We start from the raw sequence: 25,688 nt of genomic DNA on the forward strand, positions 1-25,688 counted from the left end.
GGTTCTCTGCGAAGACGCAAGTTGGCAAGTTGTTAAGCATGAAAAAAAGGCGTTCTGATTTTTAACTCGAGACTGTCAATCTGAACCATTTAGTTCAGTAGAGTGTCTTGAGGTGGGCGTGTTGCTCTTACCCCGGCCCGATACCAGCATGTCTGTTGTGGATCCATTGAGATTTTCAAAGTTTCCCACGGTTTAGATTCACAAATATCTGGATGGTCTTTACGAATTTGATGGGGGCATGCTGTGAAAAAGGGACAGCATCGGCGAGTTCTAGATTCAGGTGTGTCATCAGTGTTGAGAAACCCATCCTCACTGAGGTGCAGCCATAAAAAATGCAACGCAGAATGTAGTTTCTGTTGACCAAACTGAAATTCATCCGTAATCCGTGTCGGATTTCCAAAGTTAAGAATGTCATCTCGATTTAAGGTTTCTTCTCCTGCATGAGTCAACAAAATGCGAGGACAGGAAAATTCAGCAATAATATTTTTTAATCGATCGGCACGGTTTGTTACAGGCTCTAACTTGACTTGATCTAGCATAAGAAGCTCAAAGAAAGGTGCTTTTTTTCTGAGTTCAATTTTCTCCTTCATTATGTCAAGCATATCTTTTACGGAGTTGCCCATTGGCTCAGAAAGCGGAAAAATTTTCTCTGTTTGAAGGAATATTTCATCCAAGGCTTGGGCGTATTCTTTTAAGCGAGTTACTGCCAGGTTTTCGAGCCTGTTAAGTCTTTCGTTGGAAGGGATGTTTTTCATATGCTCTAATATCTGCATTAGGGCAAGGGGTGGGTCCTCACACTGCAAGGAGAAAATTGCACATGCTATAATTTCGTCATTTTTAATGTCGGGTACAAGACTGCGTGAAAGTAAAGATGTTAGTCGGTAAGGAGCGATATTCGATGGAATAGGAAGCTCCCCATGCATAATAAGAAATCTTTCTTCAAGCAGGGACGCGATTCCTTCTATTATTTCCACAATTCCGATCTCTGCTGAGATCGGAGTGTGTCTATCTTCAACTTTAATTTCGCAGTGTATAATGGTGAACTCTTCTGTTGGGTGGTCAGGAAGGGTTTCGGCCAGTTGTAATGTTTTTTTGCTGGTGGTTAGTAGTTCCGCACTTATGTTGTTGCACTGGATTTCAATTGGGTTCTCCCTTAGTCGGCGAGAATTCATTCTGTAAAGGTGAGTCCTCTTTACTATGGATATGGTGTGAGTACTTAATTCGTTTTCTGGGGTGGAGACTCCGCTGTCGTCAATTTTATGTCTAAAGTTTGCCCACATGTTTATCATGCTGGCGAATGCGTATACCCCGTTTAATGTTGATACATTGTGTACATAGTGAAGCCACTCATGAAAGAAGTAGCTAACGCAGCGCGCATTGGAAAAGTCGAAAATGAGCCCTCCCTTGCTATCTTTGATGATATTTTCCGCAATTCTTTCTGGGATTTTTATCAGCAGAAGATCTGCAGCATAAGATGGGGCTTTCATCATCTTGGCTCCTACGTTGGCTTCTCTAATTTTCTAAGTCTCCCAGAGCTCTATCAACTGATTTGTCAGGGGGAGGGTTGGTATTTTAAATAAACAGATCCGTCGCTTATGTATTACATTTCTGAAATGTTAGTTAATTTTAAATGTTGTCGCAAGTTTGGTTTCTGCCCGGATGCAGTCTTGGGGGAGGTTCAAAGTTTTTACCAGGTAAGCGATTTATTTCTCGCCTTAAAATTTTCTTTGTACATCATCCAAATCGTGCCGTAGTTGCACATGTCAATTTTTTCGCAGTAATCATGGATCACAGCGTTCATGATCTTACGATCTGTCGCTTTGGTCGCTTCTTTGAAGGCGTCAAGATTTTGCTTTTCCATCATGCGCAGGGTGCTTTCCTGGCACATGTCGATTTTCTCGCAGTAATCCTTTTTCACCGTTGCGGTGATGGACTCAATCACTTGCTTTTTCTGAGCCTCGGAACCATCAAAATCCATTGGGTTGAGGATTGTCGCGGCTGAGCACACGACCGAGTTGAAGAAAATGAGTGTCGGAAGCCACTTTTTCATTGAGGTATCCTTTCCTGCTTTGATCCACTGTTGCAGACGTTGAGGTGGGATGAAGTGATTGCTCATGACTCAACAGCCTGCCCATGGGTAGCAGAGTGCCAGTAAGTTAATGTCAGTGGAAGAGGTTGAGACCAAAGTCGACCAATGGCTAATGCGCCTGATCGTAGACGTGCGTTTACATGGGCTGCGTCGTTGGATTGAAACGACGGCCTGTTTTTTCAATTTCAGGACTGGCATTAAAAAACCGCAGCAATGCGGTTTTTTTGCGACTAAATGCGGGTCACTGCCCCTTGGGCGTATCAAACCCACGCTGCTCAATCACCCCAAACACATCCGCAACATCCTGGACCATGATCCGAGCAATGTTGGTGACGGTGTTGATGTCGTTCTCGGCGTAGTCGGGGAGGCTGGTGCAGGCCATCAGGTTGAGGTATTTGAGGACGGCGTTGAGGCGTTCGCTGACGCAGTTGTGGAGGTCGCGTAGTGGGACGTCGCTGTCGATGTGCAGGACTGGGCAGTCGGTGGCGAATTGGGACATGGGGGTGAAGCGGTGGGGCGGGTGTTGAGTCGTCATGGTGTTAATCCTCAAAAAAGAAGAATTGCCACCTTGTCTGCTGCGAAACAAATTGGGTGGCAGCTGTACGCGGGTTCGCAGACCGGAGGATTAACACCAAGACCCGGCAGACCCGAAGGTCTCCCACGCACAACCGCCATAAAACGATACGCAGCCGGGAACCGGCCGAGCCTGACGGAACAAGGTGTCAATCTTAAGGGCTGCGAAACCCTATCGCCAACGAATGTCAGCGACAGACCAACTTTAGGTGGCGTCTTTGGTGGCTGCAACCAGGGTGTAGGACGCTGCGCGGCCACTGCGGCGAGGCGGTTAAGCCCCGTTCGGCAGCATCGTCGCCGTAAACAAGGCGTTGCGGAGTGTCTGAGGAAATTGGTTGCAGGATTTGGGGCTGCTTCGCAACCCAGCGGGAGCAAGCTCCCTCGCCACGGTGGGTGGATTCCTACAAGAGTTTCGGAGCTGAAAATCAAAAGATCGTCCGAACGCGGCCCGAGCCTTCGGCAGCGCCGAGCGTGGGGGAGTGGAAGTCCGTCGCGGGTTGGCTCAAGCTCGGCATCTACGTGAGCAACCGCTACGGCTTTGTAGCCAAGGAAAACCGAGATGACTCAAACACTGGAACGTGCCATCGCCATTGCTGCTGCCGCTCACGAAGGGCAGGTCGACAAGGGCGGTTCGCCGTACATCCTGCACCCGCTGAAAGTGATGCTGAGGGTCAGCACCCTGGAAGAACGGATCGTGGCGGTTCTGCATGACGTGGTCGAGGACTCTGGCATCAGCCTTGATGATCTGCGTAAAGAAGGCTTCAGTGAAACGGTGCTGGCGGCCATTGAGTCTGTCACCAAGCTGCCGGGAGAGTCCTACGAGCTGTTCGTCGAACGAGCGGCGCAGAACCCGATAGGCCGTGTGGTCAAGCTGGCTGACCTTGAAGAGAACAGTGACCTGTCCCGAATCGCACAGCCGTCCTGGGAAGATCTGGAGCGAATTGAAAAGTATCGGCGGGCGATTGGCAGACTGCGTTCGTAGCGAGCCAACTCGGTATTTAGGCCTCAGCTATCGCTCACGCCTGCACTGGCGTGCAAAGCTCCACCAATGTCCCGTCCGGGCAGCGAACGTAGGAGACGGTTTGCCCCCAGGGTTTGATGAGGGGGGCGGCTATTTCAGTGGCGCCGGCGTGTAGCGCTTTGGCATGGGCGGCGGGGACGTCGTCGGTCACCAGGCCCACTTCGATGCCCAGTGGTTTGGGGGAGGTGTGGGCCGAGATGTGGCCGGTGCTGAAGTTCATCGCCGCGAGTTCGTCGGCAGCGAATGCCAGGGTGGTTTCGCCGGTTTCGAGTTCGCCGTAGGTGGCGGATTCGTGGAGGAAGCGAGTGGCAATCCCGAAGGCGGATGAGAAGAACTGGAGTGAGGCTGCAACGTCCGGGACGTAGATGATCATGTAGCCGAATTTCATGTGCAAACATTCCTTGTTGTGACATTGGGGTGGCAAATCTAGCAGAAGGCGGACGCAACATCGCATCCGCCTGTCATTCCACTACAGAGCCATTTACTTGCGCAACGCTGGAGTCCTTGGCGGAATCATCCGCTTCGTCCCCGTCGCCTCAAACGCCGAAGCCAAGCGCAGCAACGTCGAATCGTCATACGCACGACCGGCAAAGGTCAGCCCGACCGGCATGCCGATGTCCGGCATCACACCCATCGGCACGGTGACCGTGGGCACGCCGAGGTGGCGGATGGCGAGGTTGCCGTTGGCGACCCAGATGCCGTTGCTCCAGGCGATGTCTGCCGATTGTGGGTCGACATCGGCATTCGCCGGGCCGACGTCGGCGACGGTTGGGAATAGCATGGCATCGAGGCCGAGTTTGTCCATCCAGTCTTCGAGGTCGATTTTACGGGTCTGTTCAAGCCCCCGCAGGCCGTCGGGTACGGTGGCGATCTGGTCCCACTGTGTGATGCCGCGCTCGGCCATCCGCACGTATTCGTCCATGCCGGCGGCGAGGTCGCCTTCGCGGTTGGGCAGGGTGCCGGGGTCGTGGGGGAAGATCAGCGGTCCGTTGACGTCAACCAGGCGATTCAATGTCGGGTCGCCGTTGGCTTGCAGGAAGTCATCGAACGCCCACGCGGTCAGGTCCCACAGCTCATGGTGGAGGAACTCTTTGGAGACGATGCCGCGATTGAACACGGTCGGCGCGCCGGGACGATCACCTTCGCAATTGGAGACCAGCGGGAAGTCGACGTCGATCACTTCGGCGCCAGCGGCTTCGAGTGCCTGGCGAGCCTGTTCCCAGAGCCCGATCACCGAGGCGCGGGTGTTGATTCGCTGCCCGGTCGGGCCACCGATTCCTGGTGCTTCAGAGGTGCCGGCTTCGGGATCGGCGTTGATGTACATCCGCGGAATGCCGAAGCGTTTTCCGGTGAGTGCATCGGGATTGGCGGCAAGCTCCATATAGGAGGCGGGACGCACCGAGGCGACGCTCGGGATCGGCACCCAGGGTTGCATCCGCCACAGGTCGCCGCGTGTGTCGGGGTCTTCGGCCACTACCACGTCGAGCACTTCGAGCAGGTCGGCCATGGTTCTGGCAAACGGCACCACAACGTCCATCGTCGGCGTCAACGGCCAGTTGCCGCGCACCGAGATCACCCCGCGTGACGGTGTGTAGGCGCACAGGCCATTGTTCGAGGCGGGGCCGCGTCCGCTCGACCAGGTTTCTTCCGCGAGGCCGAAGGCCGCGAAGCTGGCGGCGGTGGCGGTACCGGCGCCGTTTGATGAGCCGGAGGCGAAAGGGGCGGTGAGGTAGTCAGCGTTGTACGGGCTTTCTGCCCGGCCGTAGACCCCACGCTGCATGCCGCCGTTGGCCATGGGCGGCATGTTGGTCTTGCCCAGGCAGATGGCGCCGGCCGCGCGCAGCCGTTCGATGGTGAACGCATCGCGATAGGCAATCAGGTTGGCGAAGGCCGGGCTTCCAGAAGCGGCGGTCAGCCCCTTCACCAGATAACTGTCCTTGGCCGTGTAGGGAATGCCATCGAGCGGCCCCAGCATCTCGCCTTTGGCCCGACGGGCATCGGACGCCTGCGCCTCGTTCAGCGCCTCGGGGTTGCGCACCACCACCGCGTTAAGGGCGGTGGGCGTGTCAGGGCCGTCGTAGGCATCGATTCGGGCGAGATAGGCCTGCACCAGTTCAACCGCCGTGGTCTGGCCCGATTCGAGCGCCGCCCGCAGTTGGGCAATGGGAACCTCGGTGACCTCGATCATGCTGCTCTCTCAAAATGGGTGTTCATTGGGTTTCTCGTGGCACTGTAGTACGCGCTGGTGTCTTGGCGTTCAATCTGAGCATTCTATTAAACGCCCGGCAAAAAAGAGCAGAAAAAACCCACAACACCGTGTAATGCCAGTCAATCAGGAGATTCCGGGGCGAAGGCTAGTCTGCGGTCGATTCACGACTCGCCGCCAACACGTCTCACTCTGTGGCAGTCAGACGGTCCAAGTTTTTGACCATTTGATGAGCGAACATCAATCGGCATCAGAGGCTCGCCGGACTCGTTGTCGATCAGCACAGAACGCGTCTCCTGCGGCTTGAACAGGAAACGTTCGCCCCACTGCCTCATGCTGATCACAACTGGAAAGATCTCCCGTCCTTTTTCCGTAAGGACGTACTCCTTGTAGGCGCTGCCATCTGACGCCGGTCGAACGTCGAAAACCCCGACCTCAACCAGCGTCTTCAGCCGCGATGCGAGAATATTCTTGGCCACGCCCAAGCTCTTTTGAAATTCGCTGAATCGGCGAATGTCGTCAAACGCGTCGCGGATGATCATGAGCGACCAACGATCCCCAATAGCCTCCAGTGTTCTTGCGACCGGGCATTCGCTGCTGTGTGGCGAGGCATCTTCGAGCATTTTTTTGACCTTGCGGAATGTGGAGTGGCCAAGTCTGTCCACCAGCCTGGCGCAATGTGGTTGCAATTTAAAACCTGATACAGCAACAATGGAATCTAGTTCTGAATTGAAACCAGTTTAACGCCATGGAGGTGTACATGACAGCAGATGCCGACTCAGCCACCAAACGGTTCTCCAGACAGTCTTCGGGATTACTGCATTCGGAAACCGGAGAAAGCAGCAGGACCGACCGCTCTCCAGGGCTTTCCCCGTCGCTTACGTTATTGTTTTCCGTCACCTGCGCACTTGCAGTCGCCAACGTTTACTTCGCCCAACCTTTGCTCGCCTCAATGGCTGAGAGCCTGGGCGTCACCTCAGGATTGATCGGGGGCGTGGTGACGGCCACTCAGGTGGGTTACGCGTTGGGGTTACTGTTCATCGTCCCACTGGGCGATAGGGTCAACCGTAAGCGGCTGATTCTGACTCAGGTCCTGCTGTCTGCGGTTGCACTCGCGGCGGTCGGCGCAGCACAGCAATGGTTGGCCCTGTTGGGCGCCATGATCGTGATGGGCTTACTGGCAGTGGTTGTTCAAGTACTGGTGGCATACGCCGCCGTGTTGGCAACGCCATCACAACGCGGGCAGGCAGTGGGGACGGTAACCAGTGGAATTGTCCTGGGCATTCTTCTGGCGCGGTTTACCTCTGGCCTGATTGCGGACATCGCCGGCTGGCGCGCCGTTTACTTCGTGTCTTCAGGATTGATGCTGACCCTCGCGGCGGTGCTGTGGAAAGTGGTTCCTGTCACGGCGCCGCCAAGGCACCAAGACTCCTACCTGGCGCTCATCAGTTCACTCTTCAAACTGTTCATGACCGAACGCACTTTACGCACCAGGGGCCTTCTGGCCTTACTGATCTTTGCCGCTTTTTCCGTGCTGTGGACATCCATGGTGCTGCCGTTGAGCGCTCCGCCGCTGTCGCTTTCACACACTGCCATCGGACTGTTTGGCTTGGCCGGCGTCGCCGGTGCCCTTGCTGCCAGTAGAGCCGGCCGCTGGGCCGATCAAGGCCTGGGGCAACGAGTGACCGGCATTTCGCTGGGGCTCCTGACGCTGTCCTGGTTACCCATCACGTTTGCCGAGACGTCCCTGATCGCGCTGGTCTGCGGCGTAGTCCTGCTCGACTTCGCGGTGCAAGCTGTACACGTCACCAACCAGAGCCTCATTTTTGCTGCGCGACCCGACGCCCACAGTCGCATGGTCGGCGCATACATGTGCTTCTACTCGGTCGGTAGCGCGCTGGGAGCCGTAGCCGCGACCCAGGTTTATGCGCTCTGGGGCTGGATGGCGGTAAGCATGCTGGGCGCCTTGATCAGCGCTGCTGCCTTGCTGCTGTGGATTCTCACGTTTAATTCTTCAATGACAAATCAAGGACGATCAGCATGAAAGCCAGGCACCTGCTACTCGCCATTTCGATTACTGCCATATGGGGCGTGAATTTCTCGGTTATCAAACTGGGCCTTACCACCGTTGACCCGCTGATCCTTGCTGGCATTCGCTTCATGCTTTGCGCACTTCCAGCGATCTTTTTCATTCCGAAACCTGATGTGCAGTGGCGCTACATCATGGGTTACGGTCTGGTCTTCGGTATCGGACTTTGGGGCGTCGTCAACCTTGGCATCCAGTCTGGTCTTTCAGCAGGCATCGCTTCGCTGGTGCTTCAGTTCAGCGCGTTTTTCACCCTCCTGCTGGGCTCATGGATATTCAAGGAAGCGATTTCCCGCTACCAACTGGCGGGTATAGGTATCGCCTCCTGTGGCTTGTTGAGCATCATCTCGATTGTTGATGGGACAGTCACGACGGCCGGGCTGCTTTTGGTGTTGCTGGGAGCGGTCGCCTGGAGTGTCGCCAACGTGATCAACAAAAAAGCGAAGACCACCCAGGTCTTCGCTTTCCTGGTGTGGTCCAGCGCGTTTTCGCCCATCCCTCTTTTCGCGCTGGATTACGCTGTCAACGGCTCAACGGGTTACAGCGCATTGGTGAATCAACTCGACTACCGCGCCGTCCTGTCGATCCTGTTCCAGGTCTACCCCAATACACTATTCGGCTACTGGGTGTGGAATTCACTTCTGAAACGATATCCCGTGTCTACAGTCGCTCCATTGTCGTTATTGGTGCCGGTATTCGGACTGCTTGGTTCAGTCACAATTTTCAATGAGAGCCTGTCAATCAACAAAATCGTTGCAGTCGTTCTCATCGTGTCGGGTCTTGGCGTCGGCTTATACGGACAGCGCATCCTCAGTGCGGTGCTCAAGCGTTCTGACCGATGCCCATCGTGATGTAACTGCTTCCCGAAAGCCTCGACGACTACGTCTTCGTCGACGAACTCGACCTGGTCAAACGAAGTTGAAGTGCACACCGGGCAGGGAACGGCGAGTCCGGCGCTGGGAGCATGTAGCCGTACTGGAAAAGACGATGCCCCACACCAGGTTCAGGTGCAACAGTTGCATACCCAGTGACCATGACGGACTCCAAGGCAAAGTGAGTACGTGGACGTACTTCAGTGAGCGCGGCGCGAGCGACGCTTTTCTTGTTGGAGTGATCATGTGCAATGCATCGGGATAGATAAATTATTAAGTTTGTTGCTTCAAACCTTAAAAAATAGATGCCCGCGGTTTTTCCGCCTCCGGTATGTTCAAGCGTGATCGTGCATCCAAAAAATCACCAGGTCGAACGCTGTTGTGGCGAGGGAGCTTGCTCCCGCCCGACCGGGCTGGCGCACCAGGGCGCAGCACTCGCAAATCAGCAGTTATTGCCGAAGCTTTGGGGCCGCTACGCAGCCCAGCGGGAGCAAGCTCCCTCGCCACAATAGCGCTACGCATTGCTATTTTCTGGAGGTCCGCATGGCCGCTTACAACCTGCGCCAGCTCAGGTATTTCGTCACCACCGCCGATTGCGGCAGCGTGGCTGAAGCCTCTCGCAAGCTCTATATCGCCCAACCGTCGGTGTCGACCGCCATCAAGCACCTGGAAGACAGTTTTGGTGTTCAGCTGTTTATCCGGCATCACGCCCAGGGTGTTTCACTGACGCCGAGCGGCTCGCGCTTTTACCGCAAAGCGCTTGAGCTGCTGCGGGTGGCTCACGAGTTCGAGCAGAACGCGCTGGCGGACAATGACATGGTGGCGGGGCAGATCGATATTGGGTGTTTTGAAACCGTGGCGCCGCTGTACTTGCCACGGTTGATCGCCGGTTTCAAAGAACGCTGGCCGGGTGTGGAGATCCGCATCCGGGATGGCGAGCAGCAGGAGTTGGTGCAGGCACTGACCGCCGGCAGCGTTGATCTGGCGATGCTCTTCGAACACGATCTGGACAGCACGATTGAGACGGTTGCACTGATGCCGCCACAGCAGCCCTATGCCTTGCTGCCGGCGGATCACCGCTTTGCGCAACAGGCGAAAGTCTCGCTGCATGAGCTGGTGCTGGAACCAATGATTTTGCTCGACGTGGTGCCGAGCCGGACCTACTTCGTGAGCATTTTTGAAGAGCTCGGATTGCGGCCACACATTGTCTTCAGCTCGCCGTCGATCGAGATGGTGCGCGGGATGGTGGGGCGCGGTTTTGGCTTTTCGATTCTGGTGACCAAGCCGTTTTCGGATTACACCTATGACGGGCAAAAAGTCGTGTGTGTGCCGCTGGCTGAAACGGTCACCGGCTCGGGCTTATCGGCGGCGTGGTTGCGTCGCACGCAACTGACCAAGCCGGTGCAACTGTTCGTGGATTATTGCCAGGAAGAACTGGCCCGACTTTATAGCTGAGCGTCGGGCCAATCCTCGCGACTCAGCAGATCGATGACAGCATCCGTTGCAGCATGGCGTCGCAGCCTTTCAATTGATCGAGGCTGACAAACTCGTCCGGTTTGTGACCCTGCTCCATGCAGCCAGGACCACAGACCACCGTCGCAATCTCCGCCGCGTCAAACAGCCCACCCTCGGTGCCGAACGCTACCGTGCCGAACTCCCGCGAGCCGGAAAATGCGGCGATCATTTCAGCCGCTTCGCTGTGCGCATCGGTGGCCAAACCGGGATACGCCGACAACTCACTGAAGCGGATGTCGCTTTGATCGCTTACCGCGCGCATTCGGGGCAATACCTGTTGCTCGGCGTAAGTCTTCAATTCCTGCGCCACCACGCTTGGGTCTTGTGAGGGCAGGGCGCGGATTTCAAAGTCGAAGCGGCAATCTGCCGGGACGATGTTCAAGGCTTTGCCGCCGGAAATCATGCCGGTTTGTACCGTGCTGAACGGCGGGTCGAAACGGGTATCGTGATGCTCTGGCGCTTTGAGCCGGTGGCCGATCCGCCCCAGTTCACCGATCAGTTCGGCGGCGTATTCAATCGCGTTGACTCCGAGCGGGGCGTACGCCGAGTGGCACGCTTCACCGTGAATGTCACAGCGCATCGCCAGTTTGCCTTTGTGACCCAGCACTGGTTTGAGTTCGGTCGGCTCGCCAATGATGCACAGCATCGGTTTGACCGGGCGCTGTTCGAGGGCTTTGAGCAGCGAGCGGACCCCAAGGCAGCCGACTTCTTCATCGTAGGACAGCGCGATATGCACCGGCAGCCGTAGTGGGGCTTTCACCAGAGACGGGACCAGGGCGAGAACACAGGCGATGTAGCCTTTCATGTCGGCGGTGCCGCGACCGTACAGCTTGCCGTCGCGCTCGCTGAGCTGGAACGGCGCAACGGTCCATGGCTGGCCGTCGACGGGCACCACATCGGTGTGCCCCGAGAGCACGATGCCCGGCCGATCCGCCGGGCCGATGGTCGCGAACAGATTGGCCTTGCTGCGCTGCTCGTTGTAGACCCGTTCGCAAGGCACGTCGAAGCGTTCGAGGTAGTCCCGGACAAAGTCGATGAGGTGCAGGTTTGATTCGCGGCTCGTGGTGTCGAACGCCACCAGTTGCTTGAGCAAATCGACACTGTTGCTCATCGATCGTCTCCCGCCACGCCGTAGCCAGGCGATTTGTCGGGGGCCAGGGCGCGGTCGATGTAATCCTGAACTTGTGGCCGATAGGCATCCCACAATGTTTCCAGTTGACCGATCGGGTCGTGGTCGGCCCAATCAACCCGCAGGTTGATAATCGGCCAGGTCAGCTCGCCGACCACAACGAGGGCCGCCGAATGCACGGGCCCGGCTTCGCCTCCCGCCGCCACGGCCGCTTTCAGTGCTGCCAGCAAGCGGTCGGCCAGTTGACCTTCGCCGTGCTCGAAGGCCTTGACCATGGCCTCGATCACCCCACGGTCCGCGAGCATGTTGCCGGCAGCCACGCATTGCTCACCCGATACGGCATTGTGGGTGCCCAGGGTTTGCGCACCGCTGAAGTGTGCGGTCTGGCCGAGGTGGTCAATCGCGGTGATCTGCCGGTATTGGCTGTAGCCGTTGCGGGTCAACACCTTGTCGAATGCAGCAGAGGGCGCAAGGCCTTGTTCCATGAGGGCGAGGACTTCCGGGCCGAGTGACGGCAAGGTGATGTTTTGCGTTGAGACGGCGCCAACGCCCGGTAGCAGCCAGGGGCAGCGTGCGCCGACAGCGATGCTCGAGGAACTGATCGCAATGCCCAACTGACCGGTTTCGGGGCAACGGGCGGCGATGGAAAAGGTCATGGTTTGCTCCTTGGTTAGCCTTGGCGAAAGTGTCGTCTGTGCGGGCCTCATCGCGAGCAAGCCCGCGCCTCGGTAAATCTGCTTACTCAGGAATCACCGCAATCACATCAATTTCCATCAGCCACTGCGGCTGCCCCAGCGCCGAAACCACCAACCCGGTCGAAATCGGAAACACCCCTTTGAGCCACTTGCCGACTTCCTGATAGACCGGCTCGCGGTAACGCGGATCGATCAGGTAGGTGGTGGTTTTGACGATGTGGCTGAGGTCGCTGCCAGCTTCTTCCAGCAATTGTTTGACGTTGCGCATGGCTTGTTCGGCTTGCGCACGCGGGTCGCCGAGACCCACCAGGTTGCCTTCGAAATCGGTGCCGACCTGACCGCGAACATAAACGGTATTGCCGGCCCGGACTGCCTGGCACAAGTCATTGTCCAGGCTCTGGTTCGGGTAGGTTTCTTTGGTGTTGAACATGCGAATGCGGGTATGGGTTGGCGTGGACATCGGAAGCTCCTCAAGAAAGATTCGGCCCGGCGCTGTTCAAGCGCCGGCGCGGATATCAAGCACTGACAGGTGTTTTATGGACGGCCGGGGCGGTTTCAGCCTGACGCTGCCCGGCATCGCGGTAGTCGAGGTACGAACGCTGAATGGCAATGTGATCCGCCACGTACTTGGCGTCGTGCCAAACGCCCCAGATAAACGAAGAGCCACGACGCGACTGCCACGGTAGACCCAGGAAATACACGCCGGGCTCGCTCGACACGCCGCGCTGATGCTGCGGTTTGCCGTTGTTGTCGAAGGCGTCGACTTTCAGCCAGCTGTAATCCGTGGCAAACCCGGTGGCCCAGATGATTGAGGTCACGCCGGCTTTGGCCAGGTCGAGCTCGAGAATCGGATGGGTCACGCACGCAGGATCTGCGAAGGTAATGCGGGCTTCAGGTTCTTCCGGCAGGTCCAGGCCATTGCGCTCGATGTAGGCGTCAGCGGCATTGAGCAGGGCCAGATAGTTCTCGTCGCCGCGCGCCAGGTTGTCGGCAAGATTGGGCTGGAAGGTCGCGACGGCGCCATTGAACGAGTGGGTCAGGCCGACGAGCGTCATGCCACGATGAGCGAGCCCGCGGAAGTCCATCGTACGGCCGCCATGCGCACCGCTCACGGCGATGGTGACGTGTTCGCGGCCGGGCTTCATGGCCGCTTGATCCCATTCGCCGAGCACGCCCAGCCACCAGCAGAAATCACGGTTGCGATAGGCGCGAGGAGGGCGGTCGTGCGCGCCGACCGAGAGGTACACCTGCTTGCCTGCGCGCTGCAATTCATCGGCGATCTGCACCCCCGACGACCCGGCGCCGACAACCAGCACAGCACCCTCGGGCAGTTGCGCTGGATTGCGGTAGTCGGCCGAGTGGATCTGCAGGAACGGCTGATCTTGCGGCGCAATCGGCGGGATGACCGGACGCTGGAAAGGCCCGGTGGCGGCCACCACACGGTTGGCCTCGATCATGCCCTCGGAGGTTTCAATGGTGAAGCCCGGTCGACCGACATTGCGTTCAACCTTTTTCACCTCTACGCCGGTGCGGATGGGGGCGTTGAATTTCTTGGCATAGGCTTCGAAGTAATCGGCTACCCGCTCTTTCGGGGCAAAGCCGTCAGGACTGAGATCGTCAAACTCAAGACCCGGAAAACGATCGTGCCAGGCCGGACCGTTGGCCACCAACGAATCCCAGCGTCCGGTGCGCCAGCGTTCGGCGACACGATTGCGCTCCAGCACCAGGTGTGGCACTCCGAGTTTGCTCAGGTGTTCACTCATGGCCACACCCGCCTGACCCGCGCCGACAATCAGCGTGTCTGTTTTTATTTTATCAATGGTCATCTCTATGCCCTTCGAAGTTGGATTAGGGTCGGTTACGACCTGCCATTTCTTGGGCTCAAGACTAGGGATCACCCTGGTATCGGTAAAATATTATTAAGCTGGCATTTGAGTATAAATAACTGATGCAGCGTGTTTGCGGGGGAGCTCAAGTCGGGCCAGTCATTTGACCCGAAACGTGTGCAGGTTCGGTGAGGTTGTGTTGGCCAAACTTCGTCAGTAGCGCGCAGGGTGAGGCGTCCTGTTGATTAAGTGTGTCTGTAGCGAACTCTACGGGCGATAATGCCGCGCATCCTGTCTTCAACTTAGCAAAAGAGCCCAGCCGTGATGTTCGAGATCAAGCCGTGGAACCCCGAAACCTATCGACAGCAGACGCGCCGCAGCACCGTGATCATCGCCGTGACCTTCGTCCTGCTGGCGATGGCGCTGTCCGGCCTGGCCGTCATGCTGTTCGGAGAGCCCGGTGGCGATAACTTTCGCTTCAACCTGGGCGGCGTCATTGCTGCTGTCATCGTTAGCGCCGCGCTGATGAAAATCAAAGGCTGGTCGCAGCCGTGGATGGCGGCGGCGGTGTACGGCTGGCAACTCAAGCGCAGCCTGATGAGCGTCACCAACGTCATGCATCGCGTCACCGACGCGGTGCAGGCCGGTAACCCGAGCGCAATCAAGCTGCTGCGCTTTTATCACCTGGGGCTGACGCAAATGCACCAACTGGACGGCAACACCAGCAGCCTCAGCCAAATGACCCGCGAGATCGATCAGCACAAGACAAGTATGGAGGCGCTGGGGATCGACACTGAGCAGAATCAGTTGAATCCTGAGTGGCTGGCGGCAGTGAAGGCGAAGGAGGCATGAGTTCGATGTTCACGATCACCCACTTTGAAACCCCGTGCTCCGAGCCCATCAATGACCAGATCCTGCAGATGGTCGTCGACTATCTGACCGATATCAGCACGGTGGCGATTGCGCCGAGCAACCTCCTGTTCAACGTCTATCAATATGCGATCGGCTACGAGGTTCATCTCTATCTGCAAGCGCTCGACGGGTCTAAAGGGATCGCTGTCGAATTGATCGTCGCGATGGATGATGAAGATCCTTCGAAGGTCATCGGCTTTTTGCTGTATCTGCCGGTCAAGGACGATCCCGAGGCGTGCGGCGTGGCCTATATGGCGGTGCAAGCCAGTCATCGGCACCAGGGCGTCGCACGGGCGATGGTCCAGGAGATGCTCAGCCGATACCCGCATGCCGAGCTGGCGTGTGCGGTCGGCAAGGTTGCCTGTTTCGAAGCGATGGGCTTTCAGGTGCTGGGCGCGCGCGGGCCGCAGGTGCTGATGAATACTCGTGATCACAGCACGGGCGGCTTGATGGGCGTGCTGGATACAGCACCGATCTACCGCTCGACAGAAGTGCGGCAGATCCATACGTATCTGCTGCAACGACACGGGAAGAGGGCAATGCTCGATGCCGAAAAACAGCGCGACCGGCATCTCGACCAGATGACGGCCAAAGCGAAGGCTTTTGTGCAGGAGCGGCTTGGGTAGGTGGCAGTTCAGCTCGCTTTTGCTTTTTCTCCGGTTTCGCCATCAGTGTCCCTCAGCATGTCGTCTATCGAGTCGAACTGTTGGCGAATGTCTCGCGCTTGCATCATGGCGCGGGCAGTTTTTTCCGAAGGGACGTGCACCTCAAACGGAAGCCCTTGAGTTGCAACGACCTGACGGAGAAAAAGACGCATGGCATCACTGATGCTCAGCCCGCAAGTGTTAAAGACTTTAGTGGCACGCATCTTCAAATCCGCATCAATGCGGCAACGCACGTCGGTGGTATTCAGCAATGTACCCATGGAAGCGACCTCATTAGCGGTTCTTACCCAGTATTTCAATCGTTTGGGCACACGATGAATATCAGCCTGGTCCACTTTGTGTTTGAGAACCGTCCGAGCCCAATGCAGGAAGTTACTGAAGGTGCTGCGCTCCGGTGTCTGCTTCCTACCTGAATCGGGTTTTTCAGGAGGCCGATTGCTGAGCAAACCATTCCAATACGGCTAATCAGCCTGCCTTGAACACCAGCGCCTTCAGACCGCTTTCAGCATCGACATCGGGAAATTCCGGTGGGTTTTCCAGGCGTTGTTCGAAGCGCAGGCTCGGGGCTTCGCGGGTGACGCCGTCGATAAGAAAGTCCGGGCCGAAGGCCGGGTCATTCATGCAGGCCAGTACCACGCCCTCGCTGCTGAGCAGCTCCGGCAGGCGACGTAATACGCGCTGGTAGTCCTTGGTCAGCAGGAAGCTGCCTTTCTGGAACGACGGTGGGTCGATGATCACCAGGTCGTAAGGGCCGCTGTTGATGACCTTGCCCCAGGACTTGAACAGGTCATGGCCGAGAAAGCTGACCTTGCTCAGGTCGTGTCCATTCAGTCGGTGATTGTCGCGTCCGCGGCTCAGGGCGCCGCGGGACATGTCCAGGTTGACCACATGCTCCGCGCCGCCCTCGATGGCAGCCACGGAAAACCCGCAGGTGTAGGCGAACAGGTTCAAGACGCGTTTGCCATGGGCATTGGCGCGCACCCAATTGCGGCCGTAGCGCATGTCGAGAAACAGGCCGCTGTTCTGTTTTTTGCCCAGGTCGATGCGATAACGCAGGCCGCCCTCGGTGATCGTCCATTCCTCGATCATTTCCCCCAACAACCATTCGGTGGTGCTTTGCGGCAGGTAGCGATGTTGCAGCAGTAGCGTATGCGCGCCGGACTTTTCCCACACAGGCGATTGCGCTATCTCCATCAGCAACTGCTTCAATGCCTCCAGCTGCACCGGGTCAGGCTCCTTGAACAGCGAGACCAGCACCACGCCCTGCATCCAGTCGACGGTCAGTTGTTCCAGCCCCGGCCAGCATCGGCCCCGGCCATGGAACACGCGACGGGTTTCTTCGGGGACAGCGGTCAGAGCCGTCAGTAAATGCTGGCGGAGGGTGGCGAGGGCGTCAGGGTTCATCGGGCGGGGTCGGCAATGTGAAGGGGCGGCATTTTAACCACAATTGTGGCGCCAGGGGTTCTGCGAGGCAAAAGGCGATTGCGCAGGCAAGCCGCTGTCAAAGCATTTGCGCAAGTACAGGTACAGATCAACAATGTACCGGCCGTCAGGCAGCGAGGTTTTTACCCGGTCATGTCATCAGTCGACACGGAGTGCTCATGAACGATCGTTACACCCATACGGCGATTTACCTGCACTGGCTGATAGCCCTCGGGCTGATCGGCACCTTCGCGCTCGGCTACTACATGCCTGAGCTTGTGCTTTCGCCGACCAAACTGAAGCTGTACTCATGGCACAAGTGGGCCGGGGTGACCTTGTTTTTTCTGGTGCTGCTACGGCTCGGCTGGCGCCTGGGCCATCCTGTTCCGCCTTTGCCGACGACCGTGTCGCCCGTGATGAGGTTCGCGTCCCACATTTCGCATGGGGTAATGTACGCACTGATGCTCGCGATTCCGCTCAGCGGCTGGCTGATGAGCTCGGCAAAAGGCTTCCAGACGTCATGGTTTGGTGTCTTGCCGCTGCCGGATCTGCTGCCCAAGGACGCTGCGCTCGGCGACCGACTCAGTGATGTGCACAAGGTGCTCAACTACACATTGCTGGTGCTGGTGATCGTTCATACATGCGCGGCGCTCAAGCACCACTTCATTGATCGTGACAACGTGCTGGCGCGCATACTGCCGTCAAAGCGCCAGCCTGACCCACGGCATCTCAAGCCATGAAGCAGGCCACTGACCGGATAATCCCATGACCTATCGATTTCCACGCTCTGTCCTCCTGGCTGCAGCCCTCGTATTCGGTACCACGACGGGCGCCCTGGCCGTCGAATACAAGCGCGTGAACGCGAGCGCTAGCCGGATCAGCTTCACCTATAACCAGATGGGGGCGAGGGTGTATGGCACGTTCGGCAAATTCGAGGCCACCCTCGATTTCAACTCGGCGAACCCCTCGGCGGCGCACGCCACACTGACCATCCAGCTCGACAGCATCGATGCCGGGAACAGCGATGCCAACAGCGAGTTGAAAAAAACGGCCTGGTTCAACACGGCGGCCTATCCGGAGGCGAAGTTTGTATCGAGCAGCGTGAAGGCGCTCGGCAACAATCGCTACGAAGTCACTGGCCAGCTCACGCTCAAGGGCATTACCCGCGAGGTCGGTGCACAAATCACCTTGAAGCCTGAGAGCGCCATTGGCGTATTCGATGGCGAGTTCATTCTCAAACGCGGCGACTTCAAGATCGGTGAGGGCGAATGGGCCGATTACGGGGTTGTCTCCAACGAGATCAACATCAAGTTTCGGGTGGTCGCGCCCGAGCAGTAGCCTGTAGTCGAACCTGGATACCTGCCGATGGGTTTGCTGCACCGTGAAGGGAAAACACCCAAAAACGCGACGCCCTCGGCTACACTCCAGCCATGCCAAATAACGATCATATGCCCTTGAATTTCACCCGAATCTTCAACAGCGTTGTCACTCGGCTGTTGGTATTGGCGCTGTGCATTGTCGTGTTTGGGGCAGTCGTGCGCTATTACGTGCTAACCGACTTTCTGCGTGAGGATTTGAGCGCGGTCGTGGAAGGCCAGCAATTGGCGTTGGCGACTTATGTCGCTCGCGATATCGACGACAAAATCATTCAGCGTCAGCGTTTGCTTGAGCTCCTTGCTGCCTCCATTCCTGTTGAGTTCCTCAAGCAACCCGAGCAACTGCGTGCCTGGCTGAAAGAGCATTACGCTTACCAGACGTTGTTCTCGACAGAGGTGTTCATCGTGAACGCCAATGGGGATTCACTCGCGAGCTATCCCGACCTGACGCCGCCGCTCAATACCCCTTACGCGGAGCGTGATGACATTCACGCCGGATGGGCGGGACGTTCAGTGATCGGGCGCCCTGTGGTGGATCAAACAACCCAAAAACCGCTGCTGCCGATGTCTGTGCCCATCAGGGATGAACACGGCGGGGTTCAAGCCGTTCTCGTGGGCGTCACGGCACTCGCAGCGCCAGGGTTTCTGGATTCCTTGCTCCAGAGCCACATGGGGCAGACAACCGGCGGCTTCCAGCTGGTTTTCCCGGAAAGTCGATTGTTTGTCGAATCCTCGGCGCAGGATATGACGCTCAAGCCAACGCCGCCTCCCGGCGCCAATGCGCTGCATGATCGGGCCATGGCCGGATTTCGCGGTGCGGGGGTAACGCTCAGCGCCGAAGGGGGTGAGGAGGTCTCAGCGATGGCGCCGGTTCCAAGTACCGGCTGGTTCGTCGTTGCCCGTTTGCCGAGCAGTGAGGCTTTTGCAACTGTCGATCGAACACAGCATTTTTTGATCAGGGGGGCGTTTATATCCATTTTGATTTTCGCCGTGTTCTCGTCCATTGGCCTGTACTTTGTCTTTCGTCATCTGTTTCATGCCGCCGCGCAGGCTGACCGCATGACGCGTGATGAGCGACCACTGGCTCCCTTGCCAGTCACTCGCAATGATGAGGTCGGTCACTTGATCTCGGCCTTCAATCGTTTGTTGATCAAGCTGGATGACAAACAGGCCCAGCTTAAAAAAATTGCTCATCACGATATGTTGACGGGTTTGCCCAATAGGCATCATCTCTCGGGCCAGCTTCGCCACGTGTTGGCACTGGCACAACGCAAAGAGACGAGTGTGGGCCTGTTGTTCATGGACCTCGATGGCTTCAAGCATATCAATGACACCCTTGGCCACGAGGCGGGTGACGAGGTGTTGCGGCAGGTGGCGAGGCGCTTTCGCCGGGTTGTCCGGGAGACCGATACCTTGGCGCGCATCGGTGGCGACGAGTTTGTTGTTCTGTTGAGTGACCTTGGTGACGATGCCGAAGAGATCGTGAGCACCGTCGCGACTAAATGCATTGATGCACTGGGAGCGCCGTTTTTTATTTCCGGTACGGTCTGCATCGTGGGTGTTTCGATTGGCATTGCACTGGGGAACGGGGAAAGCTCTGCGGATATGCTCCTGCTGGCCGCAGATCGCGTCATGTATCAAGCCAAAAAAACCGGGCGAGGTCGGTATGTGACCTACAAGCTTTAGGCAACAGTGCCCGATAGCCCGCCTGGGCGTCGAAGCCGTCGCCGAGAAGACAGGGTTGCGTGCATTGATTGCTCCCGGGCGATGGGGCTGTAAACTGGCTGCGGCCTGCACGATCCCCCTTTACCACTTCAAGCAAGAGATCCCCCATGGCAAACCACGACCTGACCTTCCTCCCCGACCCGGACCCGGAATCCATCTCCTCCGACGTTGCCGGTTTCGGCGGCCTGCTGGTCTCCACGCAGATCCCCACTCGCGCTGACGGCAGCCTGGAGCTGGGTGGCATCACCGAGCAGAGCGAGTGCACGTTGCAGGCACTCAAGGTAGCGCTGGAACGGGCTGGCAGTTCCATGGACCGGGTCATGCATTTGACCATCTACCTGACCGACATGGCCGACCGCGCCGCCTTCAACGAGGTCTATCAGCGCTTTTTCGCCAAGCCCTGGCCGGTGCGCGCCGCCGTTGGCGTAGCCGCCCTGGCAGTCGAAGGCATGCGCGTGGAAGTCACCGCGATGGCGGCCAAGAGCTGAGTCCGCGGGTCATCGCGACAGATCAAGCATTGCGGCTCATTCTATTGATACAAGGAGAGGTCTTCAGAGGAGTCGACCTCTCCCCATTCTCCTGTGTAAGGAATGGCGTGTATCGGGACCCGACCCGCATCAATGACTTGCTGAAGGGTGTTCGTCATATGCACTTTGTCGCACTGCTCCGGGGTTAACGCTGAGCGAAGCCGGACGACTTCTGCCCAGCCCTCAGGCGTAAAGCGCAAAAGCCCCATGTATTGGCCCTGAATATCGTCTGCTGATTCTGGTTTGTTGCCGATTTCAGCCAAAGTGTTAGCAGGTGTCAGGCGGAACGTTTCGGCATCCAGTAATGGATTGCCAAAACGCTGTGTCCACAGCTCCAGCCAATTCGGGTCATAGGTGACTGCCAGGGACGCCTTGCATGTCATCAACGACTGGACCGCTGCCGGGCTGTAGAAAATATCGGAATAACTCACGATGCACGGCTCTGCCTGCAGCCAGGCTTCAGCACATGCCAATGACGACACCATATTGGTTTGCGCCCAGCGTGAATTATGGAACTCGATCAGCCCTTGGTCTGCCAACAGCTCGCGTTTGTAGCCGGTAACGATGGCTATCTCGCTAACGCCAGCAGCGCGCAGCGCCACAAGCTGCCACTCCAGCAGTGTCTTGCCACGCAACTCGACCATGCACTTCGGACGTTCATCCGTGAGGCTTTTCATGCGGCTGCCACGTCCGGCAGCCAAAATAATGGCTTTCACAACAGTTCTACCTCATGAATTTTCGAATGGAATTCGTCTCGGCGAGTGGGGTGCCAAGTACCAGCTCTCAGGCCGGCTACAGGTTTTATTCACCGAATAACTTCTTCAATCGATGAACGTCGTGCGAGGCAAAAAAAGCCTCTCGTTCCGGGTGCCACATCCAGCCTTCCCAAGGCAGGCTGAGGTGTCGAATGGCTTCGATTTCCCCATCTTCACTTCGTGCCAAAACCTCAAATCCTTCCGGGCAGTCGGCAAGGGCAAAGCTGTGATAACTGTTCACCTCGGCAACAATCTGTCCTGACAACGTGTGCCGGGTTCGCACATGACCTGTAACCGGTTTTAGTTCGCCGCCTTCCGAGTGCGCGATCATCTGCATTCCCCGGCAAATGCCGAGTACTGGCAAGTTGTGGGATCGTGCGTGGTCAAGCAGTCTGCTTTCGGTCAGGTCGCGTGCCGAACACTGACCGATGTCATTTCCGCCTGAAAGAACGATGGCCTGCGGTGATACCGCGTTTAGCCAGTCATCCAAGGCATCATGAATCACCCCCCCATCGGGTGTTTGCAGGTACAACCCGTTGGGTATCGGCACCGGTATAAATCCGGCAACCAGAAGCAAGGTGACCAGACGCTGGTCCAGTGCATCACGGTTTTCGCCGCGCTCAGGAATCACGTCCACACGCTGACTGACGGCAACGACCTTCATGCCATCATCTCCACCCAGCGCCCGGGACAGTCCAGATGTAAGCGCTGAGCCGCCGACCAGCGACGGTAGAGCACTTCACCGGCACCGATGACCGCTGGCAGGCCGAGTTCACCGGCACGAATCGCCATGTGCGAGTTGGCGCCGCCCCACGCCGTTATCAACCCGGCAATCGGGTAGGCAAATAACCAATCAAAACCTGGGTCCGCATTGGGAATGCAGACAATCGCCCCGGCGAGCTTTTCCCGGTCATCGCTGAGCACCACGGGGGCTGTTACCTGCTTCTGGGTGATGAAGTTGGGCGCTGTTTCCGGCCACTCGAAGGACCAGACATCCTCAGGTCGGGTAATCACCGGCGGCAGCGATATCTTGAGAGTCTTTTCGTAGCGGGCCTTGCCCTGTTCAATGCTGCGCAAAAGCACATCTTTCGGGTCTGCTGCAGCAACGTGCAGCTCCTTTAAGGCACTGATGTCGCAATAGGCCATGTCTTCGCGTTCAATGCCATGCTGGGCACCTACTTCAGCAATCAATGCCAAGGCATCCGAGAGATTGCGGGTGAAATGGAACTTGGCCAGCTCGCGCAGTTCGATACCGGCTTGCATGAAGTCCAACAAGCCTACTGGATCAGGCTGCAAACCGTGTGCCTCCAGCTGCTTCACGATTTCGCGCATCTGTGGGAGGGTCAGCGAAAAAGGTTGTACTGGCTCCGGGGTAGAGGGACGCTGAGTCCAGTCGAAGTAGAGTTCCGGTGCTTCATCGTAACGAGGCGAAAGGATGTCATAGGTACCCGGGCGCAAGTGTCCGTAGCGCGCGAGGAACGTCGCCTTGTCCAGTGTCGCCCGGTCACGTGCCAACTGGCCGCTGACGGTTGAGACACCCCCCATGAAGCAATCGTAGTCAGCTTGCGAGAACACGCCCACCGTCACCAGGGATTTAAGCATCTGCACCGCGACGAAGCCTGCGCGGGCCAGGCCGGCGAATGGCAGGGTGCCGTAGCGTTTTGCATCCTCCAGCAACCAGTAAATCCGCTCCAACGGGTCGGCGTTGGAGGCCAGCAATTCTTCGCGTCGCGCATTTAGTATGTCGAGCTTATTGGCATCGGCGCGCCATAAGCCGTCCTTGGGATGAACGATGCGGTTGGTCAGCTTGCGCAAACTGGTGCTGATGGCCTCTAGCTCGTGCTCCAGGAAACCGGCACTGGCCAAGCGCTCCAGTCGTTGCGACAAATCCAATGTGTAGCACGAGAAAACAATCTCGAATTCCACCTTGTCGTGCAGCGTCGGTTCGGCCAGCAGCCGATCGATATAGTGATCGACCAGCCTCCCGGCCAGTCCCTCATCGAGGTCTGCAGGAATGAAGGAGTTGAACGACAAGCGCACATCGATGTAGGGCAACCCGAAGAAATGCGGCATCAGCGGGAAGCTGCGTAAGTTGCGGTAGCCGTAATTGTGGCGCTGGTAGGCCCAGATTGAGTCAGTCACCAAATCCCGGTACAGCGAGAGCGCCAACGGTTTGGGACGGATTCCGATAATCTCGGCCGGATTCCAGTCCGGCATCACGCCATAGACCGTACGCTGGCCAATCAGGAAGGGGTGCGGCTGCATGCCCCGCGCTACCTTGCGCTGAATACTTTCCAGCCGGGCGGCCTGCGTTGTTTCGGGCTCCGGGCGTGTTGGCAAAATCAATGGCCGGGCTTGTAACAGCCACAATACCTCGCCTTCTGCTTCGCGTGTGACAGCGAACTCGCAGTCGACCGGTGCGCCACCGAACAACGCCAGCAACTCTTCGAGCAAGGCGATCAAGGGGGCGAATTTTGGTGGCGGCGGCACTTTGCTAAGTGCCGCCTGCTGCCAAAGCCGACCGCCCATGCCGCCGGTGACTGATGCCGTGTCACTGCCTTCCGACCAGTTCACAACCCGGTACGGCGCGCAGGTATTCGGGTCGTGGGAAAAGGCAACGCCGGAACGAACCACGTTACCCAGCATCGGTTGAATCAGTACCTCGTCTGCCAGGTGTACTTCGCCATAACTGGCGATCACCTGTTCAACGGCCGATACCAATCCTGTTTCATTGACACCAGGGATCGAGAGAAAGGCCCCTGCACAGGAAGCTTGCGCGCCATCTTCGCGCAGACAACTGGAGCGCACGATCCAGGGACCGGCCCCCAGCTGTCCCTGGATATCACGTAAACAGGCTTGCCCACCGATTTGCCAGTCCCTCACGGTGAACGACAACAGCGGAGCAATGCGAGCCGACTTGAGCCGCTCTTGCAGGCTGGCCAATGTGCCAGCCTTGGTAGAGAAATGCAGCGCCATCGGCATTATCTCAACTGAGCAACCCAAATATTGGTCGAGTACGGAATCTGGATCGAGGACGTCTGAAGGCTTTTCAGATAGTCATCGATTGCGCTGATCACCTCATGGAAATTCGCACCGGCTTGACGCTCCAGCGTTGCGTGAGAACGCCAGGCTTCCAGGCACTCTTCAATGCTTTGCTCGTGAATGACGCGCGCATCAAGATGAACAACAGGGCCGAAAAGCGCACTGGCATCGATCACGGCAGTTTGATCTTCACGACGAGTGCCGTAGCCATAACCCTGTACCCGCTCTTTAATGATGGCTTCGATGCGGGCCTGGATCGGATCATCAAGATGACGATGATTCCACATACAGGCGAACCAGCCTCGAGGCTTGAGAATGCGCGCGGTTTCCTTGAGTGCCTGCTGGCGGTCGCAGACATTGAAGGAACTGCCAAAGGTGACCATGTCGAAAGCCTGCGACGTTTGTCCTGTGACTTCGCCCGTCCCTTCATGCCAGCTCACGTTGGCCAAGTCTGCGGTACGCTTGATGCCGTTCGCGCGCATCGCATCATTAGGTTCCACCGCAACAACATCCAGACCACGCGCAGCCAGCATCATGGTCAGGTGTGCGACGCCTGCTCCGACATCGCAGAACTTGTCGCCTTTCTCGGCACCTGCAATCGAGAGCATTGCATCGATTGCGGCGTCAGCGTAGTCAGGACGTTTCAAATAAGCATCAGCCAGCGCGGTGTAATCCCATTCGGTTTTCATACCAACTTCCTTTTATAAAATCTATGTAGTAAATCATCTGTCAATGTTTGCACGGGGCGGTCAGGTTCGAACTCAACCACCCAGTCTGCCGCTGTCGGTTCATCAATCGATACATCGAGCCCCGCGACATTCTGCAACTCGCCCGCATAGAACCGGCGATATATACCCTTGGGGTCCCGGCGGCGGAGTTCCTCCACCGGCACCTTCAAGTAAACCTCGAAATAACCCGGTAGGTGGGTACGGTTCCAGGCATGAACTTCGCGGAACAGCGAAATCGTTGCAATCACCACCGTGAGCCCCTGCGCGGCAATCACTTTGCACAGGTGGGCGTATTGCATTGCCAACGCCAATCGCCCCTCGCGTCCATGGTTTTGTGAATTAGCAGTTGCAGCGCCAAATACCTCGCGCAACTCATCTCCATCTAACATTACAACCGGCTGGGCATGGTTTCGCAGTTCGGCAACGAACTCATGGGCCAAGGTTGATTTGCCAGCACCCGAAAGACCTGTAATCCATACTACCCGCCCGGCGCGGTCATCTGTCATATCGACCTAACTTGTTTT

Annotated in this window: 27 protein-coding genes; 10 read left to right on the top strand and 17 right to left on the bottom strand. The window is 57.3% G+C overall.

The genetic code is table 11. The annotated features are described in order from the left end of the window. Positions 1 to 89: 89 nt before the first annotated feature. From KRR23_RS03665 to KRR23_RS03675, 3 genes are all read right to left on the bottom strand, one after another. Entirely contained in the window at positions 90 to 1,490 is a 1,401-nt protein-coding gene (locus KRR23_RS03665; protein WP_216741390.1) for a hypothetical protein, read from the bottom strand. Positions 1,491 to 1,687: 197 nt separating this feature from the next. Then, positions 1,688 to 2,116: a hypothetical protein gene (locus KRR23_RS03670; protein WP_253911916.1), complete on the bottom strand. Its 429-nt coding sequence runs from the start codon at positions 2,114 to 2,116 to the stop codon at positions 1,688 to 1,690. Positions 2,117 to 2,330: 214 nt separating this feature from the next. Then, entirely contained in the window at positions 2,331 to 2,624 is a 294-nt protein-coding gene (locus KRR23_RS03675) for a fructose-bisphosphate aldolase (protein ID WP_216741391.1), read from the bottom strand. Positions 2,625 to 3,221: 597 nt separating this feature from the next. On the opposite strand from KRR23_RS03675, the gene KRR23_RS03680 reads away from it, so the two are divergent. Further along, complete coding sequence (locus KRR23_RS03680) at positions 3,222 to 3,644, top strand: HD domain-containing protein (RefSeq protein ID WP_216741392.1); 423 nt, start codon at positions 3,222 to 3,224, stop codon at positions 3,642 to 3,644. A gap of 34 nt (positions 3,645 to 3,678) precedes the next feature. Here the strand turns inward: KRR23_RS03680 and KRR23_RS03685 are convergent, their stop codons facing one another. The 3 genes from KRR23_RS03685 to KRR23_RS03695 form a co-directional block, all read right to left on the bottom strand. Beyond that, a complete protein-coding gene (locus KRR23_RS03685) occupies positions 3,679 to 4,071 on the bottom strand; it encodes a VOC family protein (protein ID WP_216741393.1) in 393 nt (130 codons plus the stop codon). 93 nt (positions 4,072 to 4,164) lie between these two features. Next, the gene (locus KRR23_RS03690; protein WP_216741394.1) at positions 4,165 to 5,871 is read right to left on the bottom strand and encodes an amidase; all 1,707 of its coding nucleotides are present in this window, start codon (positions 5,869 to 5,871) and stop codon (positions 4,165 to 4,167) included. Between the two features lie 182 nt (positions 5,872 to 6,053). Beyond that, a complete protein-coding gene (locus tag KRR23_RS03695; RefSeq protein ID WP_216741395.1) occupies positions 6,054 to 6,512 on the bottom strand; it encodes a helix-turn-helix domain-containing protein in 459 nt (152 codons plus the stop codon). A 137-nt stretch (positions 6,513 to 6,649) separates the two neighbouring features. On the opposite strand from KRR23_RS03695, the gene KRR23_RS03700 reads away from it, so the two are divergent. From KRR23_RS03700 to KRR23_RS03710, 3 genes are all read left to right on the top strand, one after another. Continuing rightward, the gene (locus tag KRR23_RS03700) at positions 6,650 to 7,933 is read left to right on the top strand and encodes an MFS transporter (protein ID WP_216741396.1); all 1,284 of its coding nucleotides are present in this window, start codon (positions 6,650 to 6,652) and stop codon (positions 7,931 to 7,933) included. Next, the gene (locus tag KRR23_RS03705; RefSeq protein WP_216741397.1) at positions 7,930 to 8,826 is read left to right on the top strand and encodes an EamA family transporter; all 897 of its coding nucleotides are present in this window, start codon (positions 7,930 to 7,932) and stop codon (positions 8,824 to 8,826) included. Before KRR23_RS03700 ends, KRR23_RS03705 begins: the two co-directional genes overlap by 4 nt. A gap of 564 nt (positions 8,827 to 9,390) precedes the next feature. Next, a complete protein-coding gene (locus KRR23_RS03710) occupies positions 9,391 to 10,302 on the top strand; it encodes a LysR family transcriptional regulator (protein WP_216741398.1) in 912 nt (303 codons plus the stop codon). A gap of 22 nt (positions 10,303 to 10,324) precedes the next feature. Here the strand turns inward: KRR23_RS03710 and argE are convergent, their stop codons facing one another. The 4 genes from argE to KRR23_RS03730 form a co-directional block, all read right to left on the bottom strand. Further along, positions 10,325 to 11,473 carry an acetylornithine deacetylase gene (gene argE / locus KRR23_RS03715; protein WP_216741399.1) on the bottom strand — a complete coding sequence of 383 codons (1,149 nt, stop codon included), beginning with the start codon at positions 11,471 to 11,473 and terminating at the stop codon, positions 10,325 to 10,327. Next, positions 11,470 to 12,147: a DUF1028 domain-containing protein gene (locus KRR23_RS03720; protein WP_216741400.1), complete on the bottom strand. Its 678-nt coding sequence runs from the start codon at positions 12,145 to 12,147 to the stop codon at positions 11,470 to 11,472. Before KRR23_RS03720 ends, argE begins: the two co-directional genes overlap by 4 nt. 82 nt (positions 12,148 to 12,229) lie before the next feature. Continuing rightward, the gene (locus KRR23_RS03725; RefSeq protein ID WP_046027689.1) at positions 12,230 to 12,646 is read right to left on the bottom strand and encodes a RidA family protein; all 417 of its coding nucleotides are present in this window, start codon (positions 12,644 to 12,646) and stop codon (positions 12,230 to 12,232) included. A gap of 55 nt (positions 12,647 to 12,701) precedes the next feature. After that, a complete protein-coding gene (locus KRR23_RS03730) occupies positions 12,702 to 14,012 on the bottom strand; it encodes an NAD(P)/FAD-dependent oxidoreductase (protein WP_216741401.1) in 1,311 nt (436 codons plus the stop codon). 324 nt (positions 14,013 to 14,336) lie between these two features. On the opposite strand from KRR23_RS03730, the gene KRR23_RS03735 reads away from it, so the two are divergent. Together KRR23_RS03735 and KRR23_RS03740 are read left to right on the top strand one after the other, a co-directional pair. Continuing rightward, a complete protein-coding gene (locus tag KRR23_RS03735; RefSeq protein WP_216741402.1) occupies positions 14,337 to 14,864 on the top strand; it encodes a DUF3087 domain-containing protein in 528 nt (175 codons plus the stop codon). Positions 14,865 to 14,869: 5 nt separating this feature from the next. Continuing rightward, on the top strand, positions 14,870 to 15,550 hold the full coding sequence (locus KRR23_RS03740) for a GNAT family N-acetyltransferase (RefSeq protein ID WP_216741403.1): 681 nt from the start codon (positions 14,870 to 14,872) through the stop codon (positions 15,548 to 15,550). Positions 15,551 to 15,558: 8 nt separating this feature from the next. Here KRR23_RS03740 and KRR23_RS03745 read toward each other — a convergent pair whose 3' ends face one another. Together KRR23_RS03745 and KRR23_RS03750 are read right to left on the bottom strand one after the other, a co-directional pair. After that, positions 15,559 to 15,849 (bottom strand): type II toxin-antitoxin system RelB/DinJ family antitoxin, encoded by a 291-nt coding sequence (locus KRR23_RS03745; RefSeq protein WP_216741404.1) that lies wholly within the window; start codon positions 15,847 to 15,849, stop codon positions 15,559 to 15,561. A 205-nt stretch (positions 15,850 to 16,054) separates the two neighbouring features. Then, on the bottom strand, positions 16,055 to 16,993 hold the full coding sequence (locus KRR23_RS03750; RefSeq protein WP_216741405.1) for a class I SAM-dependent methyltransferase: 939 nt from the start codon (positions 16,991 to 16,993) through the stop codon (positions 16,055 to 16,057). Positions 16,994 to 17,190: 197 nt separating this feature from the next. On the opposite strand from KRR23_RS03750, the gene KRR23_RS03755 reads away from it, so the two are divergent. From KRR23_RS03755 to KRR23_RS03770, 4 genes are all read left to right on the top strand, one after another. Next, the gene (locus KRR23_RS03755; protein WP_216741406.1) at positions 17,191 to 17,751 is read left to right on the top strand and encodes a cytochrome b; all 561 of its coding nucleotides are present in this window, start codon (positions 17,191 to 17,193) and stop codon (positions 17,749 to 17,751) included. A 25-nt stretch (positions 17,752 to 17,776) separates the two neighbouring features. Continuing rightward, positions 17,777 to 18,349: a YceI family protein gene (locus KRR23_RS03760; RefSeq protein ID WP_216741407.1), complete on the top strand. Its 573-nt coding sequence runs from the start codon at positions 17,777 to 17,779 to the stop codon at positions 18,347 to 18,349. Positions 18,350 to 18,441: 92 nt separating this feature from the next. Further along, entirely contained in the window at positions 18,442 to 20,073 is a 1,632-nt protein-coding gene (locus KRR23_RS03765) for a sensor domain-containing diguanylate cyclase (protein WP_216741408.1), read from the top strand. Positions 20,074 to 20,219: 146 nt separating this feature from the next. Continuing rightward, on the top strand, positions 20,220 to 20,600 hold the full coding sequence (locus KRR23_RS03770; protein WP_216741409.1) for a RidA family protein: 381 nt from the start codon (positions 20,220 to 20,222) through the stop codon (positions 20,598 to 20,600). A 41-nt stretch (positions 20,601 to 20,641) separates the two neighbouring features. Here the strand turns inward: KRR23_RS03770 and KRR23_RS03775 are convergent, their stop codons facing one another. The 5 genes from KRR23_RS03775 to KRR23_RS03795 form a co-directional block, all read right to left on the bottom strand. Then, positions 20,642 to 21,355 (bottom strand): phosphocholine cytidylyltransferase family protein, encoded by a 714-nt coding sequence (locus tag KRR23_RS03775; RefSeq protein ID WP_216741410.1) that lies wholly within the window; start codon positions 21,353 to 21,355, stop codon positions 20,642 to 20,644. 85 nt (positions 21,356 to 21,440) lie between these two features. Continuing rightward, complete coding sequence (locus tag KRR23_RS03780; protein WP_216741411.1) at positions 21,441 to 22,058, bottom strand: gamma-glutamyl-gamma-aminobutyrate hydrolase family protein; 618 nt, start codon at positions 22,056 to 22,058, stop codon at positions 21,441 to 21,443. Continuing rightward, a complete protein-coding gene (locus KRR23_RS03785) occupies positions 22,055 to 24,370 on the bottom strand; it encodes a PEP-utilizing enzyme (RefSeq protein ID WP_216741412.1) in 2,316 nt (771 codons plus the stop codon). The genes KRR23_RS03780 and KRR23_RS03785 overlap by 4 nt, the downstream gene beginning before the upstream one ends. 5 nt (positions 24,371 to 24,375) lie before the next feature. Beyond that, positions 24,376 to 25,125, bottom strand: coding sequence for a class I SAM-dependent methyltransferase (locus tag KRR23_RS03790; protein WP_216741413.1), 750 nt, complete (start codon positions 25,123 to 25,125; stop codon positions 24,376 to 24,378). Continuing rightward, a complete protein-coding gene (locus KRR23_RS03795; RefSeq protein WP_216741414.1) occupies positions 25,122 to 25,670 on the bottom strand; it encodes an adenylyl-sulfate kinase in 549 nt (182 codons plus the stop codon). The genes KRR23_RS03790 and KRR23_RS03795 overlap by 4 nt, the downstream gene beginning before the upstream one ends. Positions 25,671 to 25,688: the final 18 nt, after the last annotated feature.

The sequence above is a fragment of the Pseudomonas sp. CVAP#3 genome (assembly GCF_018986375.1).
Taxonomy (GTDB): domain Bacteria; phylum Pseudomonadota; class Gammaproteobacteria; order Pseudomonadales; family Pseudomonadaceae; genus Aquipseudomonas; species Aquipseudomonas helvetica.